The organism is Flavobacterium sp. T12S277 (genome assembly GCF_048514875.1).
Taxonomy (GTDB): domain Bacteria; phylum Bacteroidota; class Bacteroidia; order Flavobacteriales; family Flavobacteriaceae; genus Flavobacterium.
The window spans coordinates 79,466-104,524 of sequence record NZ_JBLYEG010000002.1; the positions used below are offsets into that span (position 1 = coordinate 79,466).

Annotated in this window: 21 protein-coding genes; 19 read left to right on the forward strand and 2 right to left on the reverse strand. The window is 37.0% G+C overall.

The features are described from left to right. Positions 1-35 precede the first annotated feature (35 nt). From ACN1CN_RS04555 to ACN1CN_RS04595, 9 genes are all read left to right on the forward strand, one after another. A complete protein-coding gene (locus ACN1CN_RS04555; RefSeq protein ID WP_007807095.1) occupies positions 36-1,040 on the forward strand; it encodes an AAA family ATPase in 1,005 nt (334 codons plus the stop codon). 80 nt (positions 1,041-1,120) lie between these two features. Further along, positions 1,121-1,984, forward strand: coding sequence for a DUF58 domain-containing protein (locus tag ACN1CN_RS04560; protein ID WP_264525593.1), 864 nt, complete (start codon positions 1,121-1,123; stop codon positions 1,982-1,984). A gap of 76 nt (positions 1,985-2,060) precedes the next feature. After that, positions 2,061-2,417, forward strand: coding sequence for a four helix bundle protein (locus tag ACN1CN_RS04565; protein ID WP_419134812.1), 357 nt, complete (start codon positions 2,061-2,063; stop codon positions 2,415-2,417). A gap of 96 nt (positions 2,418-2,513) precedes the next feature. Further along, the gene (locus tag ACN1CN_RS04570) at positions 2,514-4,148 is read left to right on the forward strand and encodes a hypothetical protein (RefSeq protein WP_419134813.1); all 1,635 of its coding nucleotides are present in this window, start codon (positions 2,514-2,516) and stop codon (positions 4,146-4,148) included. Beyond that, positions 4,148-5,149, forward strand: coding sequence for a vWA domain-containing protein (locus ACN1CN_RS04575; protein ID WP_264525595.1), 1,002 nt, complete (start codon positions 4,148-4,150; stop codon positions 5,147-5,149). Before ACN1CN_RS04570 ends, ACN1CN_RS04575 begins: the two co-directional genes overlap by 1 nt. A gap of 140 nt (positions 5,150-5,289) precedes the next feature. Then, entirely contained in the window at positions 5,290-6,324 is a 1,035-nt protein-coding gene (locus tag ACN1CN_RS04580; RefSeq protein ID WP_264525596.1) for a VWA domain-containing protein, read from the forward strand. A 122-nt stretch (positions 6,325-6,446) separates the two neighbouring features. Beyond that, positions 6,447-7,220 (forward strand): tetratricopeptide repeat protein, encoded by a 774-nt coding sequence (locus ACN1CN_RS04585; RefSeq protein WP_419134814.1) that lies wholly within the window; start codon positions 6,447-6,449, stop codon positions 7,218-7,220. 98 nt (positions 7,221-7,318) lie between these two features. Further along, positions 7,319-9,073, forward strand: coding sequence for a BatD family protein (locus ACN1CN_RS04590; RefSeq protein WP_264525598.1), 1,755 nt, complete (start codon positions 7,319-7,321; stop codon positions 9,071-9,073). Between the two features lie 59 nt (positions 9,074-9,132). Beyond that, positions 9,133-9,882, forward strand: coding sequence for a tetratricopeptide repeat protein (locus ACN1CN_RS04595; RefSeq protein WP_264525599.1), 750 nt, complete (start codon positions 9,133-9,135; stop codon positions 9,880-9,882). Between the two features lie 168 nt (positions 9,883-10,050). Here the strand turns inward: ACN1CN_RS04595 and ACN1CN_RS04600 are convergent, their stop codons facing one another. Further along, positions 10,051-10,620 (reverse strand): 5-formyltetrahydrofolate cyclo-ligase, encoded by a 570-nt coding sequence (locus tag ACN1CN_RS04600; RefSeq protein ID WP_264525600.1) that lies wholly within the window; start codon positions 10,618-10,620, stop codon positions 10,051-10,053. Then, entirely contained in the window at positions 10,607-11,587 is a 981-nt protein-coding gene (locus tag ACN1CN_RS04605) for a succinylglutamate desuccinylase/aspartoacylase family protein (RefSeq protein WP_419134815.1), read from the reverse strand. Before ACN1CN_RS04605 ends, ACN1CN_RS04600 begins: the two co-directional genes overlap by 14 nt. 133 nt (positions 11,588-11,720) lie before the next feature. Between ACN1CN_RS04605 and uvrC the strand changes: the two genes are divergently transcribed. The 10 genes from uvrC (at position 11,721) to pgi (ending at position 24,743) form a co-directional block, all read left to right on the forward strand. Further along, positions 11,721-13,514 (forward strand): excinuclease ABC subunit UvrC, encoded by a 1,794-nt coding sequence (gene uvrC, locus ACN1CN_RS04610; RefSeq protein ID WP_419134816.1) that lies wholly within the window; start codon positions 11,721-11,723, stop codon positions 13,512-13,514. 8 nt (positions 13,515-13,522) lie between these two features. Beyond that, positions 13,523-15,880, forward strand: coding sequence for a patatin-like phospholipase family protein (locus ACN1CN_RS04615; RefSeq protein ID WP_419134817.1), 2,358 nt, complete (start codon positions 13,523-13,525; stop codon positions 15,878-15,880). 317 nt (positions 15,881-16,197) lie between these two features. Next, on the forward strand, positions 16,198-17,355 hold the full coding sequence (locus ACN1CN_RS04620) for a homogentisate 1,2-dioxygenase (protein WP_264525603.1): 1,158 nt from the start codon (positions 16,198-16,200) through the stop codon (positions 17,353-17,355). A 172-nt stretch (positions 17,356-17,527) separates the two neighbouring features. Then, positions 17,528-18,688: a 4-hydroxyphenylpyruvate dioxygenase gene (hppD, locus tag ACN1CN_RS04625; protein ID WP_264525605.1), complete on the forward strand. Its 1,161-nt coding sequence runs from the start codon at positions 17,528-17,530 to the stop codon at positions 18,686-18,688. A gap of 299 nt (positions 18,689-18,987) precedes the next feature. After that, on the forward strand, positions 18,988-19,758 hold the full coding sequence (locus tag ACN1CN_RS04630; protein ID WP_264525606.1) for a DUF3108 domain-containing protein: 771 nt from the start codon (positions 18,988-18,990) through the stop codon (positions 19,756-19,758). Continuing rightward, positions 19,758-20,699 (forward strand): tryptophan 2,3-dioxygenase family protein, encoded by a 942-nt coding sequence (locus ACN1CN_RS04635; protein ID WP_264525607.1) that lies wholly within the window; start codon positions 19,758-19,760, stop codon positions 20,697-20,699. The genes ACN1CN_RS04630 and ACN1CN_RS04635 overlap by 1 nt, the downstream gene beginning before the upstream one ends. 21 nt (positions 20,700-20,720) lie before the next feature. Continuing rightward, positions 20,721-21,941 (forward strand): peptidoglycan DD-metalloendopeptidase family protein, encoded by a 1,221-nt coding sequence (locus ACN1CN_RS04640; RefSeq protein WP_419134818.1) that lies wholly within the window; start codon positions 20,721-20,723, stop codon positions 21,939-21,941. Positions 21,942-21,974: 33 nt separating this feature from the next. After that, positions 21,975-22,595, forward strand: a complete 621-nt coding sequence (locus ACN1CN_RS04645) for a hypothetical protein (RefSeq protein ID WP_419134819.1) — start codon at positions 21,975-21,977, stop codon at positions 22,593-22,595. Between the two features lie 47 nt (positions 22,596-22,642). Further along, positions 22,643-22,981, forward strand: a complete 339-nt coding sequence (locus tag ACN1CN_RS04650; protein ID WP_419134820.1) for a hypothetical protein — start codon at positions 22,643-22,645, stop codon at positions 22,979-22,981. Between the two features lie 112 nt (positions 22,982-23,093). Further along, positions 23,094-24,743 carry a glucose-6-phosphate isomerase gene (gene pgi / locus ACN1CN_RS04655; protein WP_419134821.1) on the forward strand — a complete coding sequence of 550 codons (1,650 nt, stop codon included), beginning with the start codon at positions 23,094-23,096 and terminating at the stop codon, positions 24,741-24,743. The last annotated feature ends 316 nt before the right edge of the window (positions 24,744-25,059 follow it).

The following is a 25,059-nucleotide window of genomic DNA, read 5'->3' on the forward strand; positions in this document are numbered from 1 at the left end:
AATCAACGTTTTAAAAAGGTTTTAAAAATATTTATATGGAAGAAAATACAACGACTTTAGACATTAGAGCGATAAATGAAAAAATTGAAAGAGAAAGTGCTTTTATAGACCTTCTTACAATGGAAATGAACAAAGTTATTGTGGGCCAGAAACATATGGTCGAGCGTTTACTAATCGGACTTTTGGGACAGGGGCACATTTTGCTTGAAGGTGTTCCGGGATTAGCCAAAACTTTAGCGATAAATACTTTGTCGCAGGCAGTTCAGGGTTCGTTCAGCCGTATTCAGTTTACTCCAGACTTATTGCCTGCCGATGTTGTTGGAACGATGATTTACAATATCAAAGCCAACGAATTTTCTATTAAAAAAGGGCCAATCTTTGCTAATTTCGTCCTTGCCGATGAGATTAACCGTGCTCCGGCAAAGGTGCAATCTGCACTTTTGGAGGCGATGCAGGAAAAACAAGTTACCATTGGCGATACCACTTTCAAACTAGATCGTCCATTCTTAGTACTTGCCACCCAAAACCCGGTAGAACAGGAAGGAACATACCAGCTTCCGGAAGCGCAAGTCGATCGTTTTATGCTTAAAACTGTAATTGACTATCCAAAAATTGACGAAGAGCGTTTTGTAATTCGCCAAAACCTAAAAGGAAGTTACGAAAAAGTAAATCCTGTAGTTTCTGTAGAGCAAATTTTGCGTGCGCAGGAAGCTGTTCGTGAAGTTTACATGGACGAAAAAATCGAAAAATATATCTTAGATATCATCTTTGCTACCCGTTATCCGGAGAAGTACAAACTTGCCGACTTAAAACCTCTTATCAGTTTTGGAGCATCACCACGTGGAAGTATCAATTTAGCGAATGCAGCAAAATGTTACGCTTTCATCAAACGTCGTGGTTATGTAATTCCCGAAGATGTTCGTGCAGTTGTACATGATGTTCTGCGTCACAGAGTGGGTATTACTTATGAGGCCGAAGCCGAAAACATTACTTCTGTAGACATTATCAACAAAATCGTAAACGAGATTGAAGTACCTTAAAAATAGTTTTCAGTTTTCAGTCACAGTAAACCCCTTATTAAGTAAACTGCGACTGAAAACTGCGACTGAAAACTAAAGAAATGGATACAAAAGAGCTTTTAAAAAAAGTACGGAAAATAGAAATCAAAACCAAAAGACTGAGCAATCATATCTTTTCGGGAGAATACCACTCTTCCTTTAAAGGGCGAGGGATGACTTTTAGTGAAGTACGTCAATACCAATATGGCGATGACATTCGTAACATCGATTGGAATGTAACGGCGCGCTACAATGAAGCCCACGTAAAAGTTTTTGAAGAAGAACGCGAACTAACCATGGTTTTAATGGTGGATATTTCGGGCTCTGAAGGTTTTGGTTCAAAAAGTCAGTTTAAAAAAGACATCGTCACCGAGATTGCGGCAACGATGGCTTTTTCGGCTACACAAAATAATGATAAAATTGGTTTAATATTATTCTCTGACAATGTAGAGTTGTATATTCCCCCAAAAAAAGGACGTTCTCATGTACTGCGAATCATTCGTGAGTTAATTGAATTTGAACCTAAAAGTCACAAAACCGATATTTCACAAGCTTTGAAATTCCTGTCCGGAACACAAAAAAAGAAAGCTATCGTTTTTATGATTTCCGATTTTATGTCTGAAAATTATGAGCAGACTTTAAAAATTGCTTCTAAAAAACATGACATAACCGGCGTTCGCGTATACGATATCCGCGAGGAAAAAATTCCAAATCTAGGGATGGTGAGTATGCTTGATGCTGAAACAGGGAAAGTACAATTGGTCAATACCGGTTCAAAAACGGTGCGACTCAATTACGAAAAACATTACCAGGAGCGCGTAAACTATTTCAAAGATATTTTCAGCAAATCGGGAGCAGGAGTCGTAAATACAAGAGTCGACGAAAATTATGTGACCAAATTATTAGGTTATTTCAAATCAAGATAATTTAGATATCTGATTAACGATTTTTGATTAACGATTTTTGATTTATGAAGGAGTGTGATATTTAAGATATTAGAAGATGACTAAACAAGAATTAGAAAACAGATTAATTGATTTTGCTGCAAGCATAATATCACTAACCGTTAAACTTGAAAAAAACTACGCCGGAAATCATTTACTTGGACAAATAACGAGATCGGGGACATCACCAGCTTTAAATTATGGTGAAGCACAAAGTGCAGAAAGCAAAAAAGATTTTATACACAAGATGGGTATTTGCCTGAAAGAGCTGAGAGAAACCTTAGTTTGTCTAAAAATAATTGAAAAAGCAAATTTATCAACAGATTTAGAAAATCTAACTAAGGCAAAAATAGAAGCCAATGAATTAATATCCATATTTGTAGCAAGCATCAAAACATCAAAAAATAGTTCATAAAAAATAAAAGATTAGAATTTTAGGAAACATCAAAAATCTTTCCATTTCGGACAAAATCCGAAATCAAAAATCGTTAATCTTCAATCGTTAATCCTAATGAAATTAAAATTTTACATATTTTTATTTTTACTTTCTTCCGCTGTTTTTGCGCAACAAAAACAAGTAGAGACAAGCATTGATACTACAAAAAATAAAATTGGCGCCGAATTTAAACTAACCTTAAAAACGGTTGTAAGTTCGAAGTCTACCGTTGTTTTTCCGAAACTAAAAAACATAGGTCCTTTAGAGGTGATTCAATCGTATCCTATTGATACCGTAAAGAAAAACGACACTTACGAACTGATCAAAAAATATGGTTTAACACAATTTGATTCCGGAAAATATACCATTCCGGCGATTAAGATTTTAATTGACAAAAAACCTTACTTAACAGATTCTATTCGTGTTGAAGTGGCGAATGTAAAAGTCGACACCCTGCAACAAAAAATGTACGACATCAAAGACATCACCCCAGCCGATAGCGGCATGGGCAATTGGTGGCTTTATCTTTTAATTCTGATTGTAATTCTGGCCATTGGTGCTTTTGTATATTGGTACGTTAAGAAACACCAAAAGAAAAAGATAGAAGAGGAAGTTTACAAAACTCCTATCGAAAAAGCGACCAGCTTACTAAACAATCTGGAGCAAAAAGAATTGGTACAAAAGGGCGAAATTAAAGAATACTACAGTGAACTAACAGATATCGCCCGAAACTATATCGAAGAAGCCATTCACATTCCGGCTATGGAAAGCACCACTTCTGAACTGATTCAGGCCATCAGAACGGCTTCGACCAAAAAGAAAATGACTTTAACTCCGGAAACCGTTGAAAACCTAGAACGTGTGCTGCGTCAAGCGGATTTGGTAAAATTTGCGAAGTCTAAACCTTTAGAGTTTGAAATTACGGAAGACCGAAATAAAATTCAAAAAGTAATCTTAACCCTTGATAATGCTATTCCAACCGAAGTTCCCACAGAGGAAGAAGATCAATTGTTGAACGAAGCACAAAAACAAAAGCAGATTAAGCTGCAGTTGTTAAAGAAACGCAACAAACGCATTGCGATTTCGGTAGGTTCTGTTTTGTTTTTATTAATAGCTACTACAGCCTTTTTTATCGTTACCAAAGGTTTCACCTATGTAAAAGATAATGTAATCGGACATCCGTCGAAAGAATTATTAGAGGGAGAATGGGTAAAAAGTGAGTACGGAAATCCGGGCATTTTAATCGAAACGCCAAAGGTTTTAAAACGTATGGATACACAAAAAGTGCTTCCGAAAGAAACCATGGCGCTGATCAAAGAAATGCAGCTTTTTGCTTATGGAAGCATGGTGGGTAATTTCTATGTAACCGTTTCAACAAGCAAATTTAAAAATCCGGTAGAACTTGATCTGGCCAAAGCATTAGAAGGTTCTCTAAAAGTTATTGAAGCTCAGGGCGGACAAAATATTATTGTAAAACAAGAAGATTTTCAAACCAACGAAGGGGTTCAGGGACTAAAAGGATACGGAACCATGACGGTCTTCAACCCGGTTGACAAAACAAGCTCAAAAGCATATTATGAACTTTTACTCTTTAAACAGGATCAGGGATTACAACAAATCCTGATTTTACATGAAGAAGGAGACACTTATGCGAATGATATTACAACCAGAATATTAAATTCTGTCGAACTTAGAAAAGCGAGTAACTAATGAATAAGATAACTTTTTTAAATCCGGAATTCTTTTGGTTATTTCTGTTAATTCCAATTGCGATCGCCTGGTTCTTCTGGAAACGCAACCAGCAGTCGGCGACTTTAAAGATGAGTTCCACGCAGGGTTTCAAAAACAGCGAATCACTGCTGACCAGATTAAAACCTTGTTTATATGTTTTCAGGGTTATTGCCTTAAGCTCTTTAATCGTTGCTTTAGCAAGACCAAGAACGGTGGACATCAGCAATCAGACTAAAACCACAAAAGGGATCGATATTGTAATGGCAATTGACGTTTCGGGTAGTATGCTGGCCAAAGATTTAAAGCCAAACCGTATGGAAGCTTTAAAAAGAGTGGCTGCAGATTTTGTTGAGGAAAGACCTAATGACAGGATCGGATTGGTTTTATATGCCTCAGAAGCCTACACCAAAACTCCCGTTACAAGTGACAAAGCCATAATCTTAGAAGCCATAAAAGGAATCAAATACGATACGGTACTGCAAGACGGAACCGGAATTGGAATGGGATTGGCAACAGCCGTAAACCGCTTAAAAGACAGTAAGGCAAAAAGCCGTGTCATTATTTTAATGACCGATGGTGTAAACAATGCCGGTTTTATCGAGCCTGAAACCGCTTCAGACATTGCAAAACAATACGGAATAAAAGTATATACCATTGGAATTGGTACCAACGGAATGGCTCTGTCTCCATATGCATACGCGCCAAACGGAGGTTTCTTATTTAAAATGCAAAAAGTAGAAATCGACGAACAACTCATGAAAAGCATCGCCCGTAAAACAGACGGAACTTATTTTAGAGCCACAAGCAACGATCGATTGGCCGAAATATACAATGCAATCAATAAGTTAGAAACCACCGAAATACAAGAATTAAAATTCTACGATTACGATGAAAAGTACAGAGGATTTGTTTTATTAGCAGCCTTTTTACTATTATTGGAAGTAGGTTTACGAAATACGGTTTACAGAAGCTTTATTTGATTTTGGAAAAATCAAAAAATTCCAAAATTTAAATACCAAATAACAAAACTGGAATTTGGAATTTAAGTATTGAAAATTAGAAAAAAGTTGGAATTTGGAATTTATCCCCTCAACGATGGGATTGGAATTTTAAAAATTATATGGAATTAGACGAAAAAAAATATTTATACCTTTTATTCTTACTCCCGATTGTGGCGTGTATTTTCCTTTTCAATATGTATTGGAAGAAGAAAAAGCAACGCGAATTTGGTGATCTTGAAATGGTAAAAAGACTGAGCCCTGAACGCTCTGTTTTTAAACCTGTATTAAAATTATCGGTATTGCTTTTGGCACTTGCCTGTTTGATTATTGGATTGGTGAATCCAAAGATTGGGACCAAAATGGAAACTGTAAAACGTGAAGGTATCGATATTGTTTTTGCCGTTGACGTTTCAAAAAGTATGCTTGCCGAAGATGTTGCACCAAGCCGTTTGGAGAAAAGCAAGCAATTGGTTTCCCAAATCATCAACAATTTAGGAAGCGACAGAATTGGAATTGTGGCCTATGCCGGAAGCGCTTTCCCGGTTTTACCGATTACCTCCGATTATAGCGTAGCCAAAATGTTTCTGCAAAGCATGACTCCTGATATGGTTTCTTCACAGGGAACTTCGCTGGACGAAGCCATTCGATTGTCTTCGACTTATTTTGACGAAAAAAGCAAAACCAGCAAACTGTTGATTTTGATTTCGGACGGAGAAGACCACTCTGAAGGTGCCTCAGCCGCTGCCGAAGAAGCCAATAAAATGGGAATGAAAATCATTACCGTTGGTGTTGGAACAGAAAAAGGAAGCACCATTCCGTTAAAAGAAAACGGAGTAGTCAGAAGCTATCAAAAAGACCAAAACGGAGAGACGGTTATTACAAAATTAAATCAGGAAGGTTTAAAAACTATTGCAAAAGCGACTAAAGGTGGCTATGTTTACGGCGGGAATACAAAGGAAGTTCTGGAATACGTCAAGAATGCCCTGAACAATATCCAGAAAACAGAATTTGAAGCTACTCAAATGGCCGATTTTCAATCCCAATTTCAGTGGTTCATCGGATTCGCCTTTCTGCTGTTGTTTTTAGATATTTTCCTTTTAGAAAGAAAAACAAACTGGATTAAAGAGTTGAATTTATTTAACGAAAAGAAATAATTAAAGCTAGCCACTAAATACACAAAGGAAAAAAGGTCTTTGTGAGATTCAAAAAATAAAGAACAATTAAATTAGTGCCAATTGGTACAATTTGTGGCCCACTAAAAACATAAAAAATTAGAATGAAAAATTTACTTCTTTATATTTTACTAACATTTTCTTTGGCCGTTTCTGCTCAGGAGAAAGACAAAACATTGCCTGACGCCAATGAGGAATATAAGCAGAATAAATTTACTGATGCCGAAGCCAACTACAGAATTTCAGAGTCAAAATTCCCAAAACGCGCGACTGCCCCTTACAATCTGGGAAATACAATTTACCGACAAAATCAGGCTTCTGAAGCCAAGTTTGCTTACGCGAAAGCCATCAAAAATTCAAAAACAAGACCTGAAAAACACAAAGCATTTCACAATTTAGGAAATGTTTTCATGAAAGAGAAAAATTACACCCAGGCCGTTGAAGCCTACAAAGAAGCTTTGCGCAACGATCCGACTGACGAGGAAACACGTTACAATTATGCTTTGGCCAAACAAAAATTAAAAGAAAATCCTCCGAAAAACGATAAAAACAAAGACAAGAATAAGGATAAAAAGAACGACAAAAAAGACGATCAGAAAAAAGACGGCGACAATAAAGACAAAAAGGACGGAAAAGACGATCAGAAGAAAGACGATAAAGGCGACAAAGACAAGGATAAAAAAGACGGCAAAAACGACCCTAAGAAAGATGACAAATCCGACAACAAAGGGGAGCCAAAACCAATGCCGGGAGGAATATCCAAAGAAAGAGTTCAGAATTTACTAGATGCGGTAAACAACGAAGAAAAGAAAATTCAGGACAAAGTAAACGCCCAAAAGGTAAAAGGTAACCCTAAAAAAACAGAAAAAGACTGGTAGACCGATTGTTTGTCGTTTATAGTTTATAGTTCTTAAACCAACCATAAACTACAAACAACCAACAACAAACTATAAACAACAAACCGATTAAACAAGTAATGAAAAGATATTTAATTCTATTACTATTCACTTTTCAGGGGCTTATGGCTCAGGTTCAATTTGAAGCCAAAGTAAGCAAGAACACGCTTGGCGTGAATGAAAGACTGCGTATTGACTTCATCATGAATGTGGATGGAGACAACTTTGACCAGCCTACATTTGATGGTTTTAAAATTGTAGCCGGACCCAGCCAGCAAATAAGTCAGTCCTGGATTAATGGAAGAAGTTCTTTTCAAAAAATCTATTCTTATATTTTACAGCCCGACCGCAAAGGGACTGTAACGATCAAACAGGCCGCTATTGAATACAATGGTCAGGTTTACAAAACGGCACCTTTAAAGATTGTGGTAACCAATGCCGTTGCACAGGAAAGAGATCCGAATGACAGACCTCAAGGATCAAGTACAGGCGATGAAATGCTGAATCTTGTAGCCGAAATTTCAAAGACAAATCCATATCTGAATGAGCCAATTACCGTGGTGTACAAATTGTATTTCAATTATATCAATGTAACAGGCTTCAAAGAACTGGCAAAACCTAAATACAACGACTTCTGGAATCAGAATATCGATATCAAACAACTGGCTGTTGAACAGGGAAGTTATCAGGGGCAAAGATGTTATTATGTCATCTTAAAAAAGACCATTTTATATCCTCAAAAATCAGGAAGACTTACGATTGAACCGCTTTCACTGGACATAGGTGTGCAGCTGCCAACCAACCGTCGTGATATGTTTGGTCAGATGATTGTAAGCGACGACAACAAAGTGGTTTCAGCAGGTGCTAAAACAATTAACGTACGTCCTTTGCCGGAAGCTACGAAACCTGAAGGTTTTGGAGGTGCGGTAGGTAAATTTAATTTCACGGTGACCCCTTCTAAAACAACTTTGAAGAACGGAGAAAGCCTTGACTTGTTTGTGAGTGCCACCGGAAACGGGAACATGAAGTTGTTTACATTGCCAAAACCTGTCGTGCCTAATGCCTTAGAAATGTACGATCCTGTACACGACGAAAAGGTAACCACTTCACTGTCGGGAATGTCTGGAAAAATTAGCGACAAATACACCATCATTCCACAATACAAAGGGAAGTATGCGATCAAACCGATGCAATTTTCTTATTTTGATTTGAGTACCGGTTCCTATAAAACGATCACTTCTCAGGAAATTATGATTGATGTTTTAGACGGTCCGATGCAGGCAGAAGCAAATGCTACGGCACACGCCTCTAAAAACGTAATTGCAAAAACAGAACAATTTAAATACATCAAGCCTAAAACAACTTTAGTCGCTATTGCTAAAAACGATTTCTACGGCTCTAATTTGTATTATATTTTATTGTACCTGCCTTTCGTTATTCTTCCAATTATTATTCTGGCTAAGAAACGAAAAGAAGCCATTGATGGTGATGTAACCGGAAACCGTATTAAAATGAACAACAAGCTGGCGAAGAAATATTTATCTGAAGCTAAAAAACAGTTGAACAACAAAGAACCATTTTATATCGCGCTGGAAAAAGCAATGCACAATTTCCTGAAAGCGAAACTGCATATTGAAACCTCAGAAATGAGTAAGGATAATATTCGCGAATTGTTACTGTCCAGAAGTGCCAACCCGGAATCTGTACAGAGTTTTATTGATCTGACTGAAAACTGTGAATTCGCAAGATATGCTCCGGCATCAAGCGCGTCAATCCAGCAGGATTTCGACAAAGCAGTTTTGATCATTTCGGATTTAGAAAAACAAATTGTTTAAACTTAAATAAACTCAAATCCGACTGGTTTTAAAAACGGGTCGGGTTTAAAAGAAATAAAATGAAAAACATAGTCTTGTACCTTTTTTTATTAATTACTCAGGTTTTCTTTGCTCAGAGCAGCTTTGAAAAGGGAAATGCGTTGTATCAAAAAGGACAATATCAACAAGCCGTTGATGTATATGAAAGCATTATCAAAGAAGACAAACAGCAATCGGCAGAATTGTATTTCAATCTGGCAAACAGTTATTACAAATTAAACAAAGTCGCTCCTTCGATCTATAACTACGAAAAAGCACTGGTCTTAAAACCACATGATCCGGAGACCTTAAACAACCTGAAATTTGCCAAGAAACTAACCATTGATGAAATCAAAGAAGTTCCAAAAGTAGGTTTCGCCAAACTGATTCAAAACTTTACCGGTATCTTCAATTACAATACCTGGGCTATCATTTCGATCGCAATTGCCTTCGCCTTTTTATTGACTTTTATTGGCTATTACTTTTCTCAGCTGACCCTTTCGAAAAGAATTTACTTCATCGGAATGTTTGTTCTTTTGGTGGCTTTGCTTTTAAGCGTTTCGGCAGGTATGTCTGAAAAAAATCATTTTGACAACGATCGTCCTGCAATTGTTTTTGCCGAATTGAGTGAAATTCGCAGTGAACCACAAAAAGCAGGCTCTGCCATTACTTTGTTACATGAAGGAGCCAAAGTCTACGTTTTAGAAACTGTTGGAGGCTGGAAAAAAATCGAATTAACCGACGGAACAGAAGGCTGGATTGATGCTTCAACCATTAAAGAAGTAAAATAAAATTTCTCTAAAACTCAAATAAAAAATCCCAAAACCAATTTTAAAATGGTATTTGGGATTTTCATTTTAGGCTCTAATTGTTTCAAAATCACATAAGTGATATAAGAATAATTAGATTTAAGACTGTTTAAGCAATAAACTTACTTATATCAATTTTACGGTTTACAATCAAAAAGTATAGGTTTTTAAAGGCGTCACACAGTAATCCAGCTTCACATCTGATTCAAAGACATCTGCAATCTGATCCTCGGCTTCAAAAAAGGAAAGTCCAATCTTGATCGTCTCCGGTTTGCATTCCGCGAGAAACTTATCGTAAAAACCTTTTCCATAACCTACCCGATTTCCAAAGCTATCAAAAACTAAAAGCGGCACAAAAACCACTTCAATCGTTTCAGACGGAACAGGCAAACCATTTACGGGTTCCGGAATATTATATTCGTTTTTCTTGATTCTCGTATTGTCTGTCAATAAAAAATGGGTCATGCCCCGGGTTTCAAAATCACTTTTTGAAACCACTATTTCTTTGTCTTTTCCCGAAAGCAAATGCAAAACATATTCGGTATTGACTTCCCGCTGTTCTTCAATCGGAAGAAAAACGTGGTAATAGGTTTTATCCCAAATGGGCAATTGGATTAAGGCATTGGCAATAGCCAGACTTTTTTCTTCGATATCATTTTCCGAAAGTTCTTTTCGAAGACTTTTATAGTGTAATCGTAACTCTTTTTTATTCGTCGGCATGTTCATCACTGTTTTTAGACATATGGTAAATGGCGTCCCCTTCGTACACAATTGGCGAGTGATTGGCGTTAATCACAAACCCATCATGAGGTGCTTTTACTTTTTGTTCAAATTTACCAAACGGATCTGTAATAATAGCCAGGATAGTCCCTTTGGTTACAAAACGTCCAATCCTGTTATAATCGTGCAGCAGGCCTGAGCATTTGGCACGCAGCCAAACCGAATTTTTAATATAAATAGAAGGCTCATCCTCTGTTTCCACCAGCTGTTTGGAATCCAGCATTTTTAAATAATTCAGTAAACGCTTTGCCCCCTTTACGCCTTCATTTGCAACAAAATCGTTAATATCCAGCGATTTTCCTCCTTCAAAAAGTAGCATTTTTACATTGGCTTTTTCGCAGGTATTTCGGAACGAACCGTTGATATTTTTAGAGTATAAAGTAAAAGGTGCGTTAAACACATCGGCAAGTGTTTTCAACTCGGGATTGTTTTGTGTGATTCTAATTTGCGGGGCATTAAAACGACTTGCTCCTCCGGCATGAAAATCAACTGCATAATCGATAATCGGTAAAATTTCGGCCACAATATGATAAGCAAAACGGCTTGCCAGAGAACCTTTTTTACTTCCCGGAAAAACCCGGTTCAGGTCACGCCCGTCGGGAAACTCTCTTGATTTATTTACAAAACCATACATGTTGATAATGGGAATGCAAATGATAGTTCCTCTTGAAGGGCGATTGATTTTTTTGCTGATAATTTGTCGGACCACTTCGACACCGTTGATCTCGTCGCCGTGAATTCCAGCCGAGAATAAAACAACCGGGCCTTCTGTTTTAGAACGACGTACAATAACCGGAATATTAAGTTTTGTGGTGGTGTGGAGGCGCGCAATTTCAACGTTTATCGTTTTACTCTCACCCGGCAAAATTGCTTCGCCAAAAATAATCAGGGGTTTACTGTTTTTCATGTAGAATTATAAAATCTAAATATAGAAATTATTCTTTTGATTTCGTAAATTTGAAACTAAATCAATGTTAAGGTTTTTAAACGCCGAAAGGTTCTTTAAAAAGCACAACCGCTATCTTCAGAAATAAAACAGAATGCATAAACCGTCCTTAGATCTTCAAATCCAAACCTTGCCTGACAATCCGGGCGTGTATCAATATTATGATAAAGACGGGAAGATTTTATATGTTGGAAAAGCCAAAAACTTAAAAAAAAGAGTTTCCTCTTATTTCAATAAAATACACGATACCGCCAAAACCAATGTGCTGGTTAAAAAAATTGTAACCATAAAACACATCGTGGTTCCCACAGAAACCGATGCGCTTTTATTGGAAAACAACCTGATCAAAACCCTGCAGCCACGATACAATGTGCTGCTTCGTGACGATAAAACTTACCCTTGGCTCTGTATCAAAAAAGAACCTTTTTCGAGAATATTCTCTACACGAAAAATGGTCAAAGACGGCTCTGAGTATTTTGGCCCATACACCAGTTTCAAAACCGTACATACCATACTCGATTTAATCAAAGAATTGTATCCTTTAAGAACCTGTAATTTCGATTTGAGCCAATCCAACATCGATTCAGGAAAATTTAAAGTTTGTCTCGAATACCACATTGGCAATTGCAAAGGCCCTTGTGAAGGACTGGAATCTTTGGAAGACTATCAGCGGCAAGTCGATGCGATTCGCGAAATCCTGAAAGGAAATTTCAAAGAAAGCATGAAAGACTTCAAACGACTGATGAATCAATATGCAAAAGATTTACGTTTTGAAGAAGCTCAAAAAATAAAAGAAAAAATTGATGTCCTCGAGAATTACCAGTCGCGATCGACCATTGTAAATCCGAAGATTACCAATATTGATGTTTTCTCGATTGTTTCAGATGAAAGTGCCGCCTATGTTAACTTCCTTCAGATTTCGCACGGATCGATTATACGTTCGCATACCTTAGAAATCAAGAAAAAACTGGACGAAACCGACGAAGAATTATTAGAACTTGCCATTATAGAACTTCGCGAGCGTTTTCAGTTGCTCTCCAAAGAAATCATCGTTCCGTTTGAAATGGATCTGGGCGAAAACATTAAAACTACCGTTCCGCAACTGGGAGACAAAAAACAAATACTGGAGCTCTCGATTCGAAATGCAAAGTTTTACCGAATTGAACAACTCAAACAGTTACAAATTATAGATCCCGACCGACATGCCAACCGAATCATGGCACAAATGCAAAAGGATTTGCGATTGCCTGTTGAACCACGTCATATTGAATGTTTTGACAACTCAAACATTCAGGGAACAAACCCGGTGGCAGCCTGTGTTGTTTTTAAAGACGGGAAACCAAGTAAAAAAGACTATCGCCATTTTAACGTCAAAACCGTTGAAGGCCCTGACGATTTTGCTTCGATGACCGAAATCGTATACCGCCGTTACAAAAGACTGTTAGACGAAAATGAACCTTTACCACAATTAATCATTATTGACGGTGGAAAAGGACAACTCTCTGCCGCATTAAAAAGTATCGATGCCTTAGAACTTCGCGGCAAGATTGCAATCATTGGAATTGCGAAACGACTCGAGGAATTATTTTATCCGGGCGATTCAATTCCGTTATATCTCGATAAAAAATCTGAAACTTTAAAGGTAATTCAGCAATTACGAAACGAGGCACACCGCTTTGGAATTACTTTTCACAGAGACAAACGAAGCAAGGCAGCGCTCAACTCTTCTGTAGAAAGCATACCCGGCATTGGCGAAAAAACGATGCTCACGTTAATACAACATTTCAAAAGTGTTAAAAGATTGAAATTAGCGACTGAAAAAGAAATATCCGATATCATAGGAGTATCAAAAGCCAAAAAAATTGTCGACTTTTACAAAACCAACTAGTTATCTTTATGCGTACTGATCGACTGCCCCACGAAAATACCACATCGAAACGTTCTTTTTCTTCACTGGAAAAAGATTTTTCTAAAGTTGCTCTTTTCTTCCAGAAAGGAAAGGCGCTTTGTATTTCGCAGTTGTCCTTTTCCATGTGGAGTGCAAGCCTCTTACTTTTTGTAGTATTGCTGTTCAATCCGCAAAAAATACTCTCGCAGGAACAAAAAAAAGACAGTCTGAAAAGACCAAAAATCGGATTGGTTTTAAGCGGTGGAGGAGCCAAAGGATTTGCACACATTGGAGTGCTAAAGGTTCTCGAAGAAGCCGGAATCAAAATCGATTTTATTGGCGGTACGAGTATGGGATCTATAATTGGCGGACTTTATGCTTCCGGTTATAATGCAACACAAATCGATTCCATTTTCAAAAAGACCAACTTCGACGAACTCATCAACGATTACATTCCGCGTTCGTCCAAAAACTTTTATGGTAAAAAAAATGACGAACTATACGCCATCGTTTTGCCTTTCAGCAACTTCAAAATCGGAATTCCGGAAGCGCTTTCCAAAGGAATGTACAACTATAATTTGTTAAGCGGTCTTACGAGAAATGTACGTCATGTACGCGATTTCAACAAACTCCCGACCCCCTTTTTGTGTATTGGTACCAATATTGAAACTGGGGAAGAAGTATTACTGAACAAAGGAAACCTCGTTCAGGCCATGATGGCAAGTGCAGCATTCCCTTCCCTGTTCACCCCTGTTGAAATTGATGGCAATTTACTGGTTGATGGTGGTGTGGTCAATAACTATCCCATCAAAGAAGTGCGCAACCTGGGTGCCGATATTATTATTGGTGTAGATGTACAGGACGATCTTATGAACCGCAAAAACCTTAAAAACGCAACTAAAATACTGGTACAGATTACCAATTTGCAATCTATTGATAAAATGAAAAGTAAAATCAAGGATACCGACGTTTACATCAAACCGGACATTCGTGATTATGGCGTAATTTCATTTGACAAAGGAGAAGAAATCATCCGAAAAGGAGAAGAAGCAGCCTTTGCCGTTTATGAAAGAATTAAATCTTTGACCGATGAAACGCATTTTTATAAAAAACCAAAACTAAAAATCGTCACCGACACACTCGAGATCAAAGAAATAAACAGCGAAAACCTTGAGAATTACACCAAAGAATACATTCGCGGAAAACTTCGTTTTAAACCCGGAAGCACCATCACCTACAACGATCTTAAAACCGGAATCAATAATCTGAATGCTACTCAGAACTTTAGTACCATATCGTATTGCCTGGAGCCGAATGAGCAGCAGGACAATCTTGATATCGTTTTGAAAGAAAACCCAACCCAGACTTTTTTAAAACTGGGCCTACATTATGACGGACTTTACAAAAGTGGTATCCTGCTCAATCTTACCCATAAAAAAACCTTCTTAAAAAATGACGTTACTTCTATTGACGTTATTTTGGGAGATAACTTTAGGTACGATTTCAATTATTATGTAGAAAACGGTTTTAATATCAGCTTTGGATTTCAGTCCCGATTGAACCAATTCAATCGAAATGTTACCACAAGCATCAGCACCTTAACCACACAGACTCCAAATATAAACCTCATTAACGTTGATTTCTTAGACATCACCAATCAGGCTTATTTTCAAACCATCTTTGTGCAAAAATTCCTCATGGGCGGTGGTTTTGAACACAAATATTTAAAAATCAACTCGCCTACACTTAACACTACAGGGAACATTATCGAAAAGAGCAACTACTTTAGCCTTTTTGGTTATTTAAAATACGATTCGTTTGACAAAAAGAGTTTTCCACACTCAGGCTTGTATTTCTCTACTGACTTGCAAACCTATCTGGCGTCATCCGATTACACCCATCAGTTTAAACCGTTCTCGATTGCACAGGCCGAAATTGCATTTGCAAAAACACTGTTCAGAAAAGCTACCGTAAAAATTGAAGCCGATGCCGGATTTAATATTGGCAGCGACAGCGTTCCGTTTTTCGATTTTATCCTTGGAGGGTATGGCTACAGCAAAATCAATAACTTCAATTATTTTTATGGATATGACTTTCTAAGTATAGCCGGAAATAGCTTTATCAAAACCGCTATTACCTTAGATTATGAAATTTTTAAAAAGAATCACGTTAACTTATCTGCCAATTTCGCCAATTTAGGAGACGATATTTTTACTAAGGTCGACTGGATTTCGATGCCAAAATACTCCGGATACGCGGTTGGTTATGGATTAGAAACCATTATTGGCCCAATCGAAATCAAGCAATCCTGGTCGCCTGAGCTGTCTAAAAGCTACACCTGGTTTAGTATTGGATTTTCATTTTAGCACTAAGGCCAAGAATAATTCAATAAAATTGTACTATTTTTTTGCCATTTAAAAATTATATCAAAAAAAAGTAAAATAAATCATGTTTATAAATGATATAATTTATAATTTTACTCAGCAAAAATTACGACATTTGTTATAATGAAAACAAAATGGACAGGTTTATTAGAGTATCTTCAATTCCTCATCAAGAGAAATCCTGAGTGAAGCTATCGAATTGAGATAATTAGTCAATTATAAGAATTGAGCTGATTATCTGTTCACACAATTCAAATTTTTCAAATTATCTAATTTTCAAATTATCTAATAGAAAAGCCATGCCATTATATCATAAACTTGGAGACTTCCCTCAAAAGAGACATACACAATTCGAAAAACCTAACGGAGGTTTCTACTACGAACAATTATTTGGAACCGAAGGTTTTCACGGACATTCTTCATTGTCGTATCACGTACACCGACCTACTCAGGTAAAAGAAATTTTAAACTCTTATTCCGTTGAGCCTAAAATTGCCATCGGAAAAAACATAAAATCATTACTTTTTAAAGGTTTTGAATTAAAACCGGAAAATGATTTTCTGGACAGCCGAAAAGCCATGATGGTCAATAAAGACTGTATTATTGGATTGGCTGCGCCTAAAGAATCGCTTCGAAATTATTTCTACAAAAATGCCGATGCCGATGAGATGCTTTTCATCCACAAAGGAAAAGGAAAATTAAGAACCATGTTGGGAAACATCCCATTTGAATATGGAGATTACCTAATTATTCCACGAGGCATTATTTACCAAATAGAATTTGAGACGGAAGAAAACCGACTTTTTTATGTCGAATCGTACTCTCCTTTTTACACCCCAAAACGTTACAAGAACCAATCTGGACAACATTTAGAGCACTCGCCGTTTTGCGAACGCGATTTTATTTTGCCAAACGAATTGGAAACACATGACGAAAAAGGTGATTTTTTAATTAAAATCAAAAAAGAAGGCATGATTCACGAAGTGGTTTACGCCACACATCCTTTTGATGTAGTGGGTTGGGACGGTTACAATTTCCCATACGGATTCTCCATTCATAATTTTGAGCCTATAACGGGACGTGTTCATCAACCGCCTCCGGTACACCAAACATTCGAAACGGCCACTTTTGTCGTTTGTTCTTTCTGCCCAAGACTTTACGATTATCATCCGAAAGCAATTCCGGCACCTTACAACCACAGTAATATTGATTCTGATGAAGTACTTTATTATGTGGACGGTGACTTTATGAGCCGTAACAACATTGAGCAGGGTCATATCACTTTACACCCAAAAGGAATCCCACACGGTCCCGCGCCAGGTGCGATGGAACGCAGCATTGGTCACAAAGAAACTCAGGAATTAGCCGTTATGGTTGATACTTTCCGTCCATTAATGGTTACTGAAGAAGCCATGGGACTTGATGACGGTCAGTATTACAAGTCCTGGACGGAGTAATTCCACTTTCGATCTAACCGCAAAGTTCGCAAGGATTTTACGCGAAGATCGCTATAACAACTTTGCGAACTTTGCGAAATAACTTCGCGTGCATTGCGGTAAAAAACAAATCTTAAAAACAACACTTCGGTTCAATCAATTAAACGGTTAACCGGTTAAACAAATAAACATCATGTCAAAAGAAGTAAAATCAGTAGAATACGGATTAGAAAAAATATTTGAAGGAGCACAGGATTTCCTTCCATTATTAGGAACCGATTATGTAGAATTCTACGTTGGTAATGCCAAACAATCGGCACATTATTACAAAACGGCTTTCGGGTATCAGTCATTAGCTTATGCCGGACTGGAAACCGGAGTAAAAGACAAAGCCTCTTATGTTTTAAAGCAGGACAAAATCAGAATCGTTCTAACAACACCTTTAACACAGGATTCACCGATACACGAACATCTTAAAAAACACGGTGACGGTGTAAAAGTAGCAGCTCTTTGGGTTGAAGATGCCAGAAGTGCTTATGAAGAAACGATAAAACGTGGCGCCCGTTCTTTTATGGAGCCAACGGTTGAATCAGACGAATTTGGAGAAGTGATCCGTTCGGGAATCTATACTTACGGAGAAACGGTTCACATTTTCGTAGAAAGAAAAAACTACAACGGTATTTTCCTTCCGGGTTATAAAGAATGGAAATCGGATTACAATCCGGAACCAACCGGTTTAAAATACATCGACCATATGGTTGGAAATGTAGGCTGGAATGAAATGAATACCTGGGTAAAATTCTACGAAGACGTTATGGGATTCGTAAATTTCTTGTCATTTGATGACAAACAAATTACCACAGAATATTCAGCATTGATGAGTAAAGTAATGTCGAATGGAAATGGAAGAATCAAATTCCCTATTAATGAACCGGCAGAAGGAAAGAAAAAATCTCAAATCGAAGAATATTTAGATTTCTATGGCGGTCCCGGAATCCAGCACATTGCCATTGCTACAGATGACATCATTAAAACCGTATCACAATTGAGAGCAAGAGGTGTTGAATTTTTATCTGCTCCCCCTCACACCTACTACCAGGCAATTCCTGAAAGACTAGGCGTGCATATGGACATGATGAAAGAAGACATTAACGAAATTGAAAAGCTAGCCATCATGGTCGATGCAGACGAAGACGGTTACTTGTTGCAAATATTTACGAAACCTGTTCAGGACAGACCAACCCTATTTTTCGAAATTATTCAAAGAATGGGCGCAAAAGGATTTGGAGCAGGAAACTTTAAAGCCCTTTTTGAGTCAATCGAAAGAGAACAGGAATTGAGAGGAACGCTATAAAAACGCATTTTTTTTACATTATGCAAAAAAATTCTCTGTAAAACGATGGTTTTTATGCAAATGTTATGTTAAACTCACTTTTTAACATTTATTTTTTGAACTTTGTATCTATCTTTGCACTCGCAAATCAGGAAGGGGTGGTTTCCTTCCGAATTGATATAAATTTCATAATTTATAGTTTTTTGGTTAGTTAATAGCATAAAAACTCCGTCATTCCTTGACGGAGTTTTTTTGTTTTGGTACATTTGGAATAAAATTTGCATTTATTTATCTTTATAATGGAATGTAAAAAATGTACTATGAAAAAATTAGTTCTACTCCTATTAATTCTCACTACCTTAAGTTTCGACACTCAAAAAGAAAATGCTTTTGATACTGGAGAATACTTCAAATTCAGAATCCATTACGGAATTATCAATGCCGGCTATGCGACACTCGAAATTAAAGATGCGACAATCAACAATAAAAAAGTGTTTCACGCTGTGGGAAAAGGATACACTACCGGAATGTCAAAATTTTTCTTTAAAGTGGAAGATCTTTACGAGAGTTATTTTGACAAACAAAACGGAGACCCTTATCGCTACGTACGAAAAATAAACGAAGGCGGTTACACCAAAAACCAGGAAGGCTTTTTCGATCAGCCCGAAAGCAAGGTTTTGGTAAAAGATTACAAACGAAAAACAGAGAAAACGATAGTAATTACTCCTAATGTACAGGATATCATCTCTTCTTTTTATTACCTGAGAAACCACCCAAGTATCGACAAATTAAAATCGGGAGAAGCCATTACAATTGATATGTTTTTTGACGATGAAATCACAAAATTTAAGTTAAAATATGTAGGCCGTCAAGATATTACAACTAAATTTGGCACCGTTTCTACGATGGTCTTCAAGCCTTTAGTACAAACAGGAAGAGTTTTTAAAGAAAAAGAAAGCGTAACACTCTGGATCACAGACGACGACAATAAAGTTCCGATACGCATAAAAGCAGATCTGGCTGTCGGATCGCTTAAAGCGGATCTTGACGAATACAAAGGATTAAAAAATCCATTTAAAGCAAAAAAATAATGAACCCTACTGATCATTCAGAATCAATTTTAAAAGAGATTGACCTTAAATACCAAGCTATAAATCAAAAAACTGATGTACAATTAGAAGGATTACTTTGGTCAAAACCAATCACCTACTGGGATTACATTCAGACCGATGCACTCTTAAGCTTACAAACACAACGCACTACACTACCTGACGAGATGGTTTTCATCATGTACCATCAGGTAAACGAGTTAATTTTTAAAATGATTTTGTGGGAAATTGATCAAATTGCCGATACACAAAACATTCAGGTTGCCTTTTTCAGCGAAAGACTTTCAAGAATCACCCGATACTTTGACATGCTGACCAATTCATTCAGCATCATGGAAAACGGAATGGAAGTTGACCAATACATGAAATTCAGAAATACACTGACTCCGGCCAGCGGGTTTCAAAGCGCACAATACAGATTAATTGAATTTGCTTCGACCGATGTCATCAATTTAACCGATCGCAGATACAAACCCAACTTTGACGAAAACACTCCGTTAGAAACCAGCTTCGAACATCTGTACTGGCAGGCTGCCGGAAAAGATTATCAGACGGGTGAGAAATCATACCTGCTTCAGGAATTTGAAAACAAATACAAAGACCAGTTTTTGAGACAGATGTCTACTTTTAAATCAAAAAACATCTGGCAAAAATTCACGCAATTACCTTTAGAAGATCAACAAAACCAAGAGTTAATTGATGCCATGCGTCATTACGACAAAACGGTAAACATTACCTGGGTCATGCAGCACCTAAACACTGCAAGAAAATACATACTGGAAAGCGGAAAAGGAAACGGAGAAGCTACCGGCGGAAGTGATTGGCAAAAATATATGCACCCAAAATACCAAAGACGCATCTTTTTTCCTAAATTGTGGGCCGAAGAAGAATTGTCCAATTGGGGAAATGAAGCAGCCAATTAATTTCCTAAAAAATTTAAAAGTTTGAAAAAAGCATTCGTAATTATAATCGTTTTATTCTCGATATTTTCATGTAACAAAACCGCTGAAAAAGTTGAAACTAAAATCACTAAACCAAAAACTAAAAAAGTAGAATTTGGTTTTAATTACGCCGACTTCAATGTCATTCACGATACCATTAAAAAAGGAGACTCTTTTGGATCTATCATTCAGGGGCAAAATATCGGAGATAAAAAAGTCTACGATGTTGTAGAACAAATTAAAGATTCTTTTAACGTAAGAACCATTCGATACAACAAACCTTATACAGTACTTCGTTCTAAAAACAAAACAAACAAGCTGCAGGTTTTTATTTATCAGCCGGATGCCCTTACCTATTATGTGATTGACTTTAGAGACAGTATTGCAAAAGCATACAAAAAAATAAAACCAGTCATTTTAAAACGCAAAATCATTGGGGGAGTTTTAAAAAGTTCACTATCTGAAACCTTAGGAAACGAAAGTGTAGAAGCAGCACTTGCCGGCAGAATCACCAAAGTATTCTCGTGGTCTATTGACTTTTTTAAACTTAAAAAGGGAGATCGTTACGGTTTAATTTTTACCGAACGTTTTATCAATGGCAAAACCTATGATGGCGTTGAAGATCTTCAAGCCGCTTTTTTTGAGTACAAAGGCAAAATCATCTATGCTTTTCCTTTTGAAAGAGATACAACTTTAGGGAAAATTGAATATTATGACGATCAGGGAAAAACACTGAAAAACTTTTTCTTAAAAACTCCGATTAAATTCAGCCGAATCACTTCCCGATTTACCGCAAACCGATTTCATCCGGTACAGCATACCTGGAAAGCACACAAAGGAACCGACTATGCCGCTCCAACGGGTACACCAATTTCGACAACTGCGTCGGGAACGGTAGAAGCAACAGGATACACCGCAGGAAATGGAAATTTTGTAAAAGTAAAACACAACGGAACTTATTCCACTCAATATTTACACATGTCCCGAATTTTAGTTCGACGCGGTCAGCGTGTTACTCAGGGACAAACTATCGGACTAGTGGGCAGCACCGGTCTTGCGACAGGACCCCATGTATGTTACCGATTCTGGAAAAATGGCGTTCAGGTTGATGCTTTGAGACTCAACTTACCAACCGGAGAGTCTTTAACAGGAAATGCCAAAACCCGTTTCTTCAAACAAATCGAACCTTTGAAGAGAGAACTGGACAGTATTGGAAATCTATAAGAATCCGTATTTATCTTTAAAATAGAAGTAAACATGAAAAACAAACGCATTAAAGACATTCTTGATGAAACTTTTTCAGATTTAAAACTATTCTACAGAGACACTACTTTAAACGACAACTTAGTTGCCGCTTATCAGATTGGGCAAATACTAAAAGAAAAAGATTTTACAGACATGTCTTTTCTTGGCGGCGGGCTTTCGGGCAATTGCAGATTTTTGATCGCAAGCGCCGGAGCGAGAGACTTATCCAAGTTTAATCCTGATTCGGTAAAAAACGGACATGCTCTTTTAGACGACAATTCTTTCTTTAAAGTATTAGACATTTATAAGATCGGCAACAAAACCCAAATCTTCCTGCTGAACATTCCCGGAAATTCGCTTCCACTTTTCAAAAATTCAACTTCAAATCTTGAAGAAGAAATTAGCGAAAAAGCTAAGCAAAAATTTGCCGCTAAAATCAACTCGTCTTTAATACCCGAACTTCAAACGGAGGATTGGAAAGAAAAAACAAAAGCCCCTGTTGGCATGAGCAGTACCGGCGAATTCTATTTTGATGATTCCACCATAAAAACCGAAGCCCCAAAAAGAATAGAAATCAACAAAGCCAGGAAACAAATTGAAATCAATAAAAAGCCCTGGTGGAAAATATGGTAAATAACACTGCTGTTTCAAACATTATCTCACCACTTCATACTTCCCGAATGAAACAGATACTATTATTACTTTCTTGTGCAATAACAATAGGCTGCTCCAATAACCCCCACACTTTTATTTTAAGCGATAAAAAAGAAAACAAATACTTTGTTGCGGAATCAATCCACCGGGCATTTGAAGAAGATCTAATCGAAAAATCGCCTTTAATCGTCATAAACGGAGTTCCTTTTAGGTACAACAAAAAACAAGACACCATATTATTACCTCTTAAAAAATCTGACATTATTAGTCTCGATTTTCTAAATAAAAACAGCAGCCGCATCATTTACAATGAAAAAGAAAACAATGGTGCTGTCATCATAATGGCAAAAAATAAGACCAAATAAACACATATATCGTTTTCGTAACTAATTGTTATATAATCGTGAAGCGTTACACTATTAAAAACTAATTTCAGTATTTTTGTTTTTTATAACCGCATTCTCAATTAAACAAAAAATGGCTTTAAACACAACAAACCCAACCGGGACTGAAGCGTGGAAAAATCTACAAAACCACTATAACGCAATTCACGAAACTACGATACAAGAATTATTTCAACAAGACAAAACTCGCGTTGAAAAGTTCAATTTACAATGGAATGACTTCCTTGTTGATTATTCTAAAAACAACATCAGCCAGGAGACCATTTCTCTTTTATTGGAATTAGCCAACTCGATTGGATTAAAAGAAGCCATCTCACAATATTTTGGAGGAGAAATCATCAACCAAACCGAAAACAGAGCCGTTTTGCACACTGCATTACGCGCACCGGAATCGGCAATTATTAAAGTAGATGGTGAAAATGTAATTCCGGAAGTTTACGAAGTAAAAAACAAAATCAAACAATTTAGCCACGAAGTAATTTCAGGAGAAAGAAAAGGTTTCACCGGAAAAGCCTTTACAGATGTCGTAAATATAGGTATTGGAGGTTCTGATCTTGGACCTGTCATGGCAGTTGAAGCCTTACAGTTTTACAAAAATCACTTAAACTTACATTTTGTATCCAATGTTGATGGCGATCATGTAAACGAAGTAATCAAAAAGCTGAATCCGGAAACGACTTTGTTTTTAATTGTTTCCAAAACTTTTACTACCCAGGAAACTTTATCGAACTCTGAAACCATTAAAGAATGGTTTTTGAAGTCGGCTTCTCAGGAAGATATCGCCAAACATTTTGTTGCTGTTTCTACCAACATCCAAAAAGTAACCGAATTTGGAATTAATCCTGACAATGTATTCCCAATGTGGGATTGGGTTGGAGGAAGATTCTCTTTATGGAGTGCTGTTGGTCTAAGCATTTCTTTGGCAATTGGTTTTGACAACTACAACGAAATGTTAAAAGGAGCCAATGAAATGGATGAACATTTCAAAACAACAGCTTTCGACGAAAACATCCCTGTGATTCTGGCCTTACTAAGCATTTGGTACAATAATTTCTTTGGTGCTGAAAACGAAGCATTGATTCCATATACCCAATACCTTCAAAAATTAGCCCCTTACCTGCAACAGGCAACCATGGAAAGTAACGGAAAAAGTGTTGGACGCGACGGAAAACCAGTAAACTATCAAACCGGAACAATCATCTGGGGAGAGCCGGGAACAAATTCTCAACATGCGTTTTTCCAATTGATTCATCAGGGTACAAAATTGATTCCGACAGATTTCATCGGATTTGTCCAACCATTATACGGAAATGAGGATCACCACAACAAACTAATGTCAAACTTCTTTGCTCAGACTGAAGCTTTGCTGAACGGAAAAACAGCCGCACAGGTTCAGGCAGAATTTGACAAACAAGGATTATCGGCCGAAAAAGCTTCTTACTTGTTACCTTTTAAAGTTTTCACCGGAAACAAACCAACAAACACGATCTTAATACAAAAACTAACTCCGAAAAGTCTGGGATCACTGATCGCTTTGTACGAACACAAAATTTTCGTGCAGGGTATCATCTGGAATATTTTCAGTTATGATCAATGGGGAGTAGAATTAGGAAAACAATTGGCGAATTCTATTTTGGATGAAATTAACACCAAGACTGTAAAAAATCACGACAGCTCGACTTCTTTTTTGTTAAATCACTTTTTGAAGCACAAAAAAAATTAACAAAAGCCCTCTAACGCAACATACTGAAACGCCTTGATTTAATAAAAATTAAGGCGTTTTTTCGTACAAATACAGCTCAAAAACGGCCTAAAGTACTGGTTCTTGCAAGTTTAGCACTACAAGACTATTACAATTATTACGATTTTAACAAAATCAATGCCTAAAAATTTAAAAGAAGTACATTTTATCTAACAAAAAATAGAAAAATCATTTTAATGCGCAACACATTATATAAAACTTAATTTTCTTAACATTTTGATAACACTATCTGATTTAATTGTTATAATTTTGCCAAAAACAATAAACTAAATAACAA

Coding starts and splice junctions, on each gene's coding strand:
- ACN1CN_RS04650 (WP_419134820.1), top strand. CDS start 22,643: ATGAAACAGATACTATTATTACTTTCTTGTGCAATAACAATAGGCTGC.
- ACN1CN_RS04570 (WP_419134813.1), top strand. CDS start 2,514: ATGAAATTAAAATTTTACATATTTTTATTTTTACTTTCTTCCGCTGTT.
- ACN1CN_RS04590 (WP_264525598.1), top strand. CDS start 7,319: ATGAAAAGATATTTAATTCTATTACTATTCACTTTTCAGGGGCTTATG.
- hppD (WP_264525605.1), top strand. CDS start 17,528: ATGTCAAAAGAAGTAAAATCAGTAGAATACGGATTAGAAAAAATATTT.
- ACN1CN_RS04575 (WP_264525595.1), top strand. CDS start 4,148: ATGAATAAGATAACTTTTTTAAATCCGGAATTCTTTTGGTTATTTCTG.
- ACN1CN_RS04585 (WP_419134814.1), top strand. CDS start 6,447: ATGAAAAATTTACTTCTTTATATTTTACTAACATTTTCTTTGGCCGTT.
- ACN1CN_RS04620 (WP_264525603.1), top strand. CDS start 16,198: ATGCCATTATATCATAAACTTGGAGACTTCCCTCAAAAGAGACATACA.
- ACN1CN_RS04635 (WP_264525607.1), top strand. CDS start 19,758: ATGAACCCTACTGATCATTCAGAATCAATTTTAAAAGAGATTGACCTT.
- ACN1CN_RS04555 (WP_007807095.1), top strand. CDS start 36: ATGGAAGAAAATACAACGACTTTAGACATTAGAGCGATAAATGAAAAA.
- ACN1CN_RS04600 (WP_264525600.1), bottom strand. CDS start 10,620: ATGCCGACGAATAAAAAAGAGTTACGATTACACTATAAAAGTCTTCGA.
- ACN1CN_RS04615 (WP_419134817.1), top strand. CDS start 13,523: ATGCGTACTGATCGACTGCCCCACGAAAATACCACATCGAAACGTTCT.
- ACN1CN_RS04605 (WP_419134815.1), bottom strand. CDS start 11,587: ATGAAAAACAGTAAACCCCTGATTATTTTTGGCGAAGCAATTTTGCCG.
- ACN1CN_RS04595 (WP_264525599.1), top strand. CDS start 9,133: ATGAAAAACATAGTCTTGTACCTTTTTTTATTAATTACTCAGGTTTTC.
- ACN1CN_RS04645 (WP_419134819.1), top strand. CDS start 21,975: ATGAAAAACAAACGCATTAAAGACATTCTTGATGAAACTTTTTCAGAT.
- ACN1CN_RS04560 (WP_264525593.1), top strand. CDS start 1,121: ATGGATACAAAAGAGCTTTTAAAAAAAGTACGGAAAATAGAAATCAAA.
- pgi (WP_419134821.1), top strand. CDS start 23,094: ATGGCTTTAAACACAACAAACCCAACCGGGACTGAAGCGTGGAAAAAT.
- ACN1CN_RS04630 (WP_264525606.1), top strand. CDS start 18,988: ATGAAAAAATTAGTTCTACTCCTATTAATTCTCACTACCTTAAGTTTC.
- ACN1CN_RS04565 (WP_419134812.1), top strand. CDS start 2,061: ATGACTAAACAAGAATTAGAAAACAGATTAATTGATTTTGCTGCAAGC.
- uvrC (WP_419134816.1), top strand. CDS start 11,721: ATGCATAAACCGTCCTTAGATCTTCAAATCCAAACCTTGCCTGACAAT.
- ACN1CN_RS04580 (WP_264525596.1), top strand. CDS start 5,290: ATGGAATTAGACGAAAAAAAATATTTATACCTTTTATTCTTACTCCCG.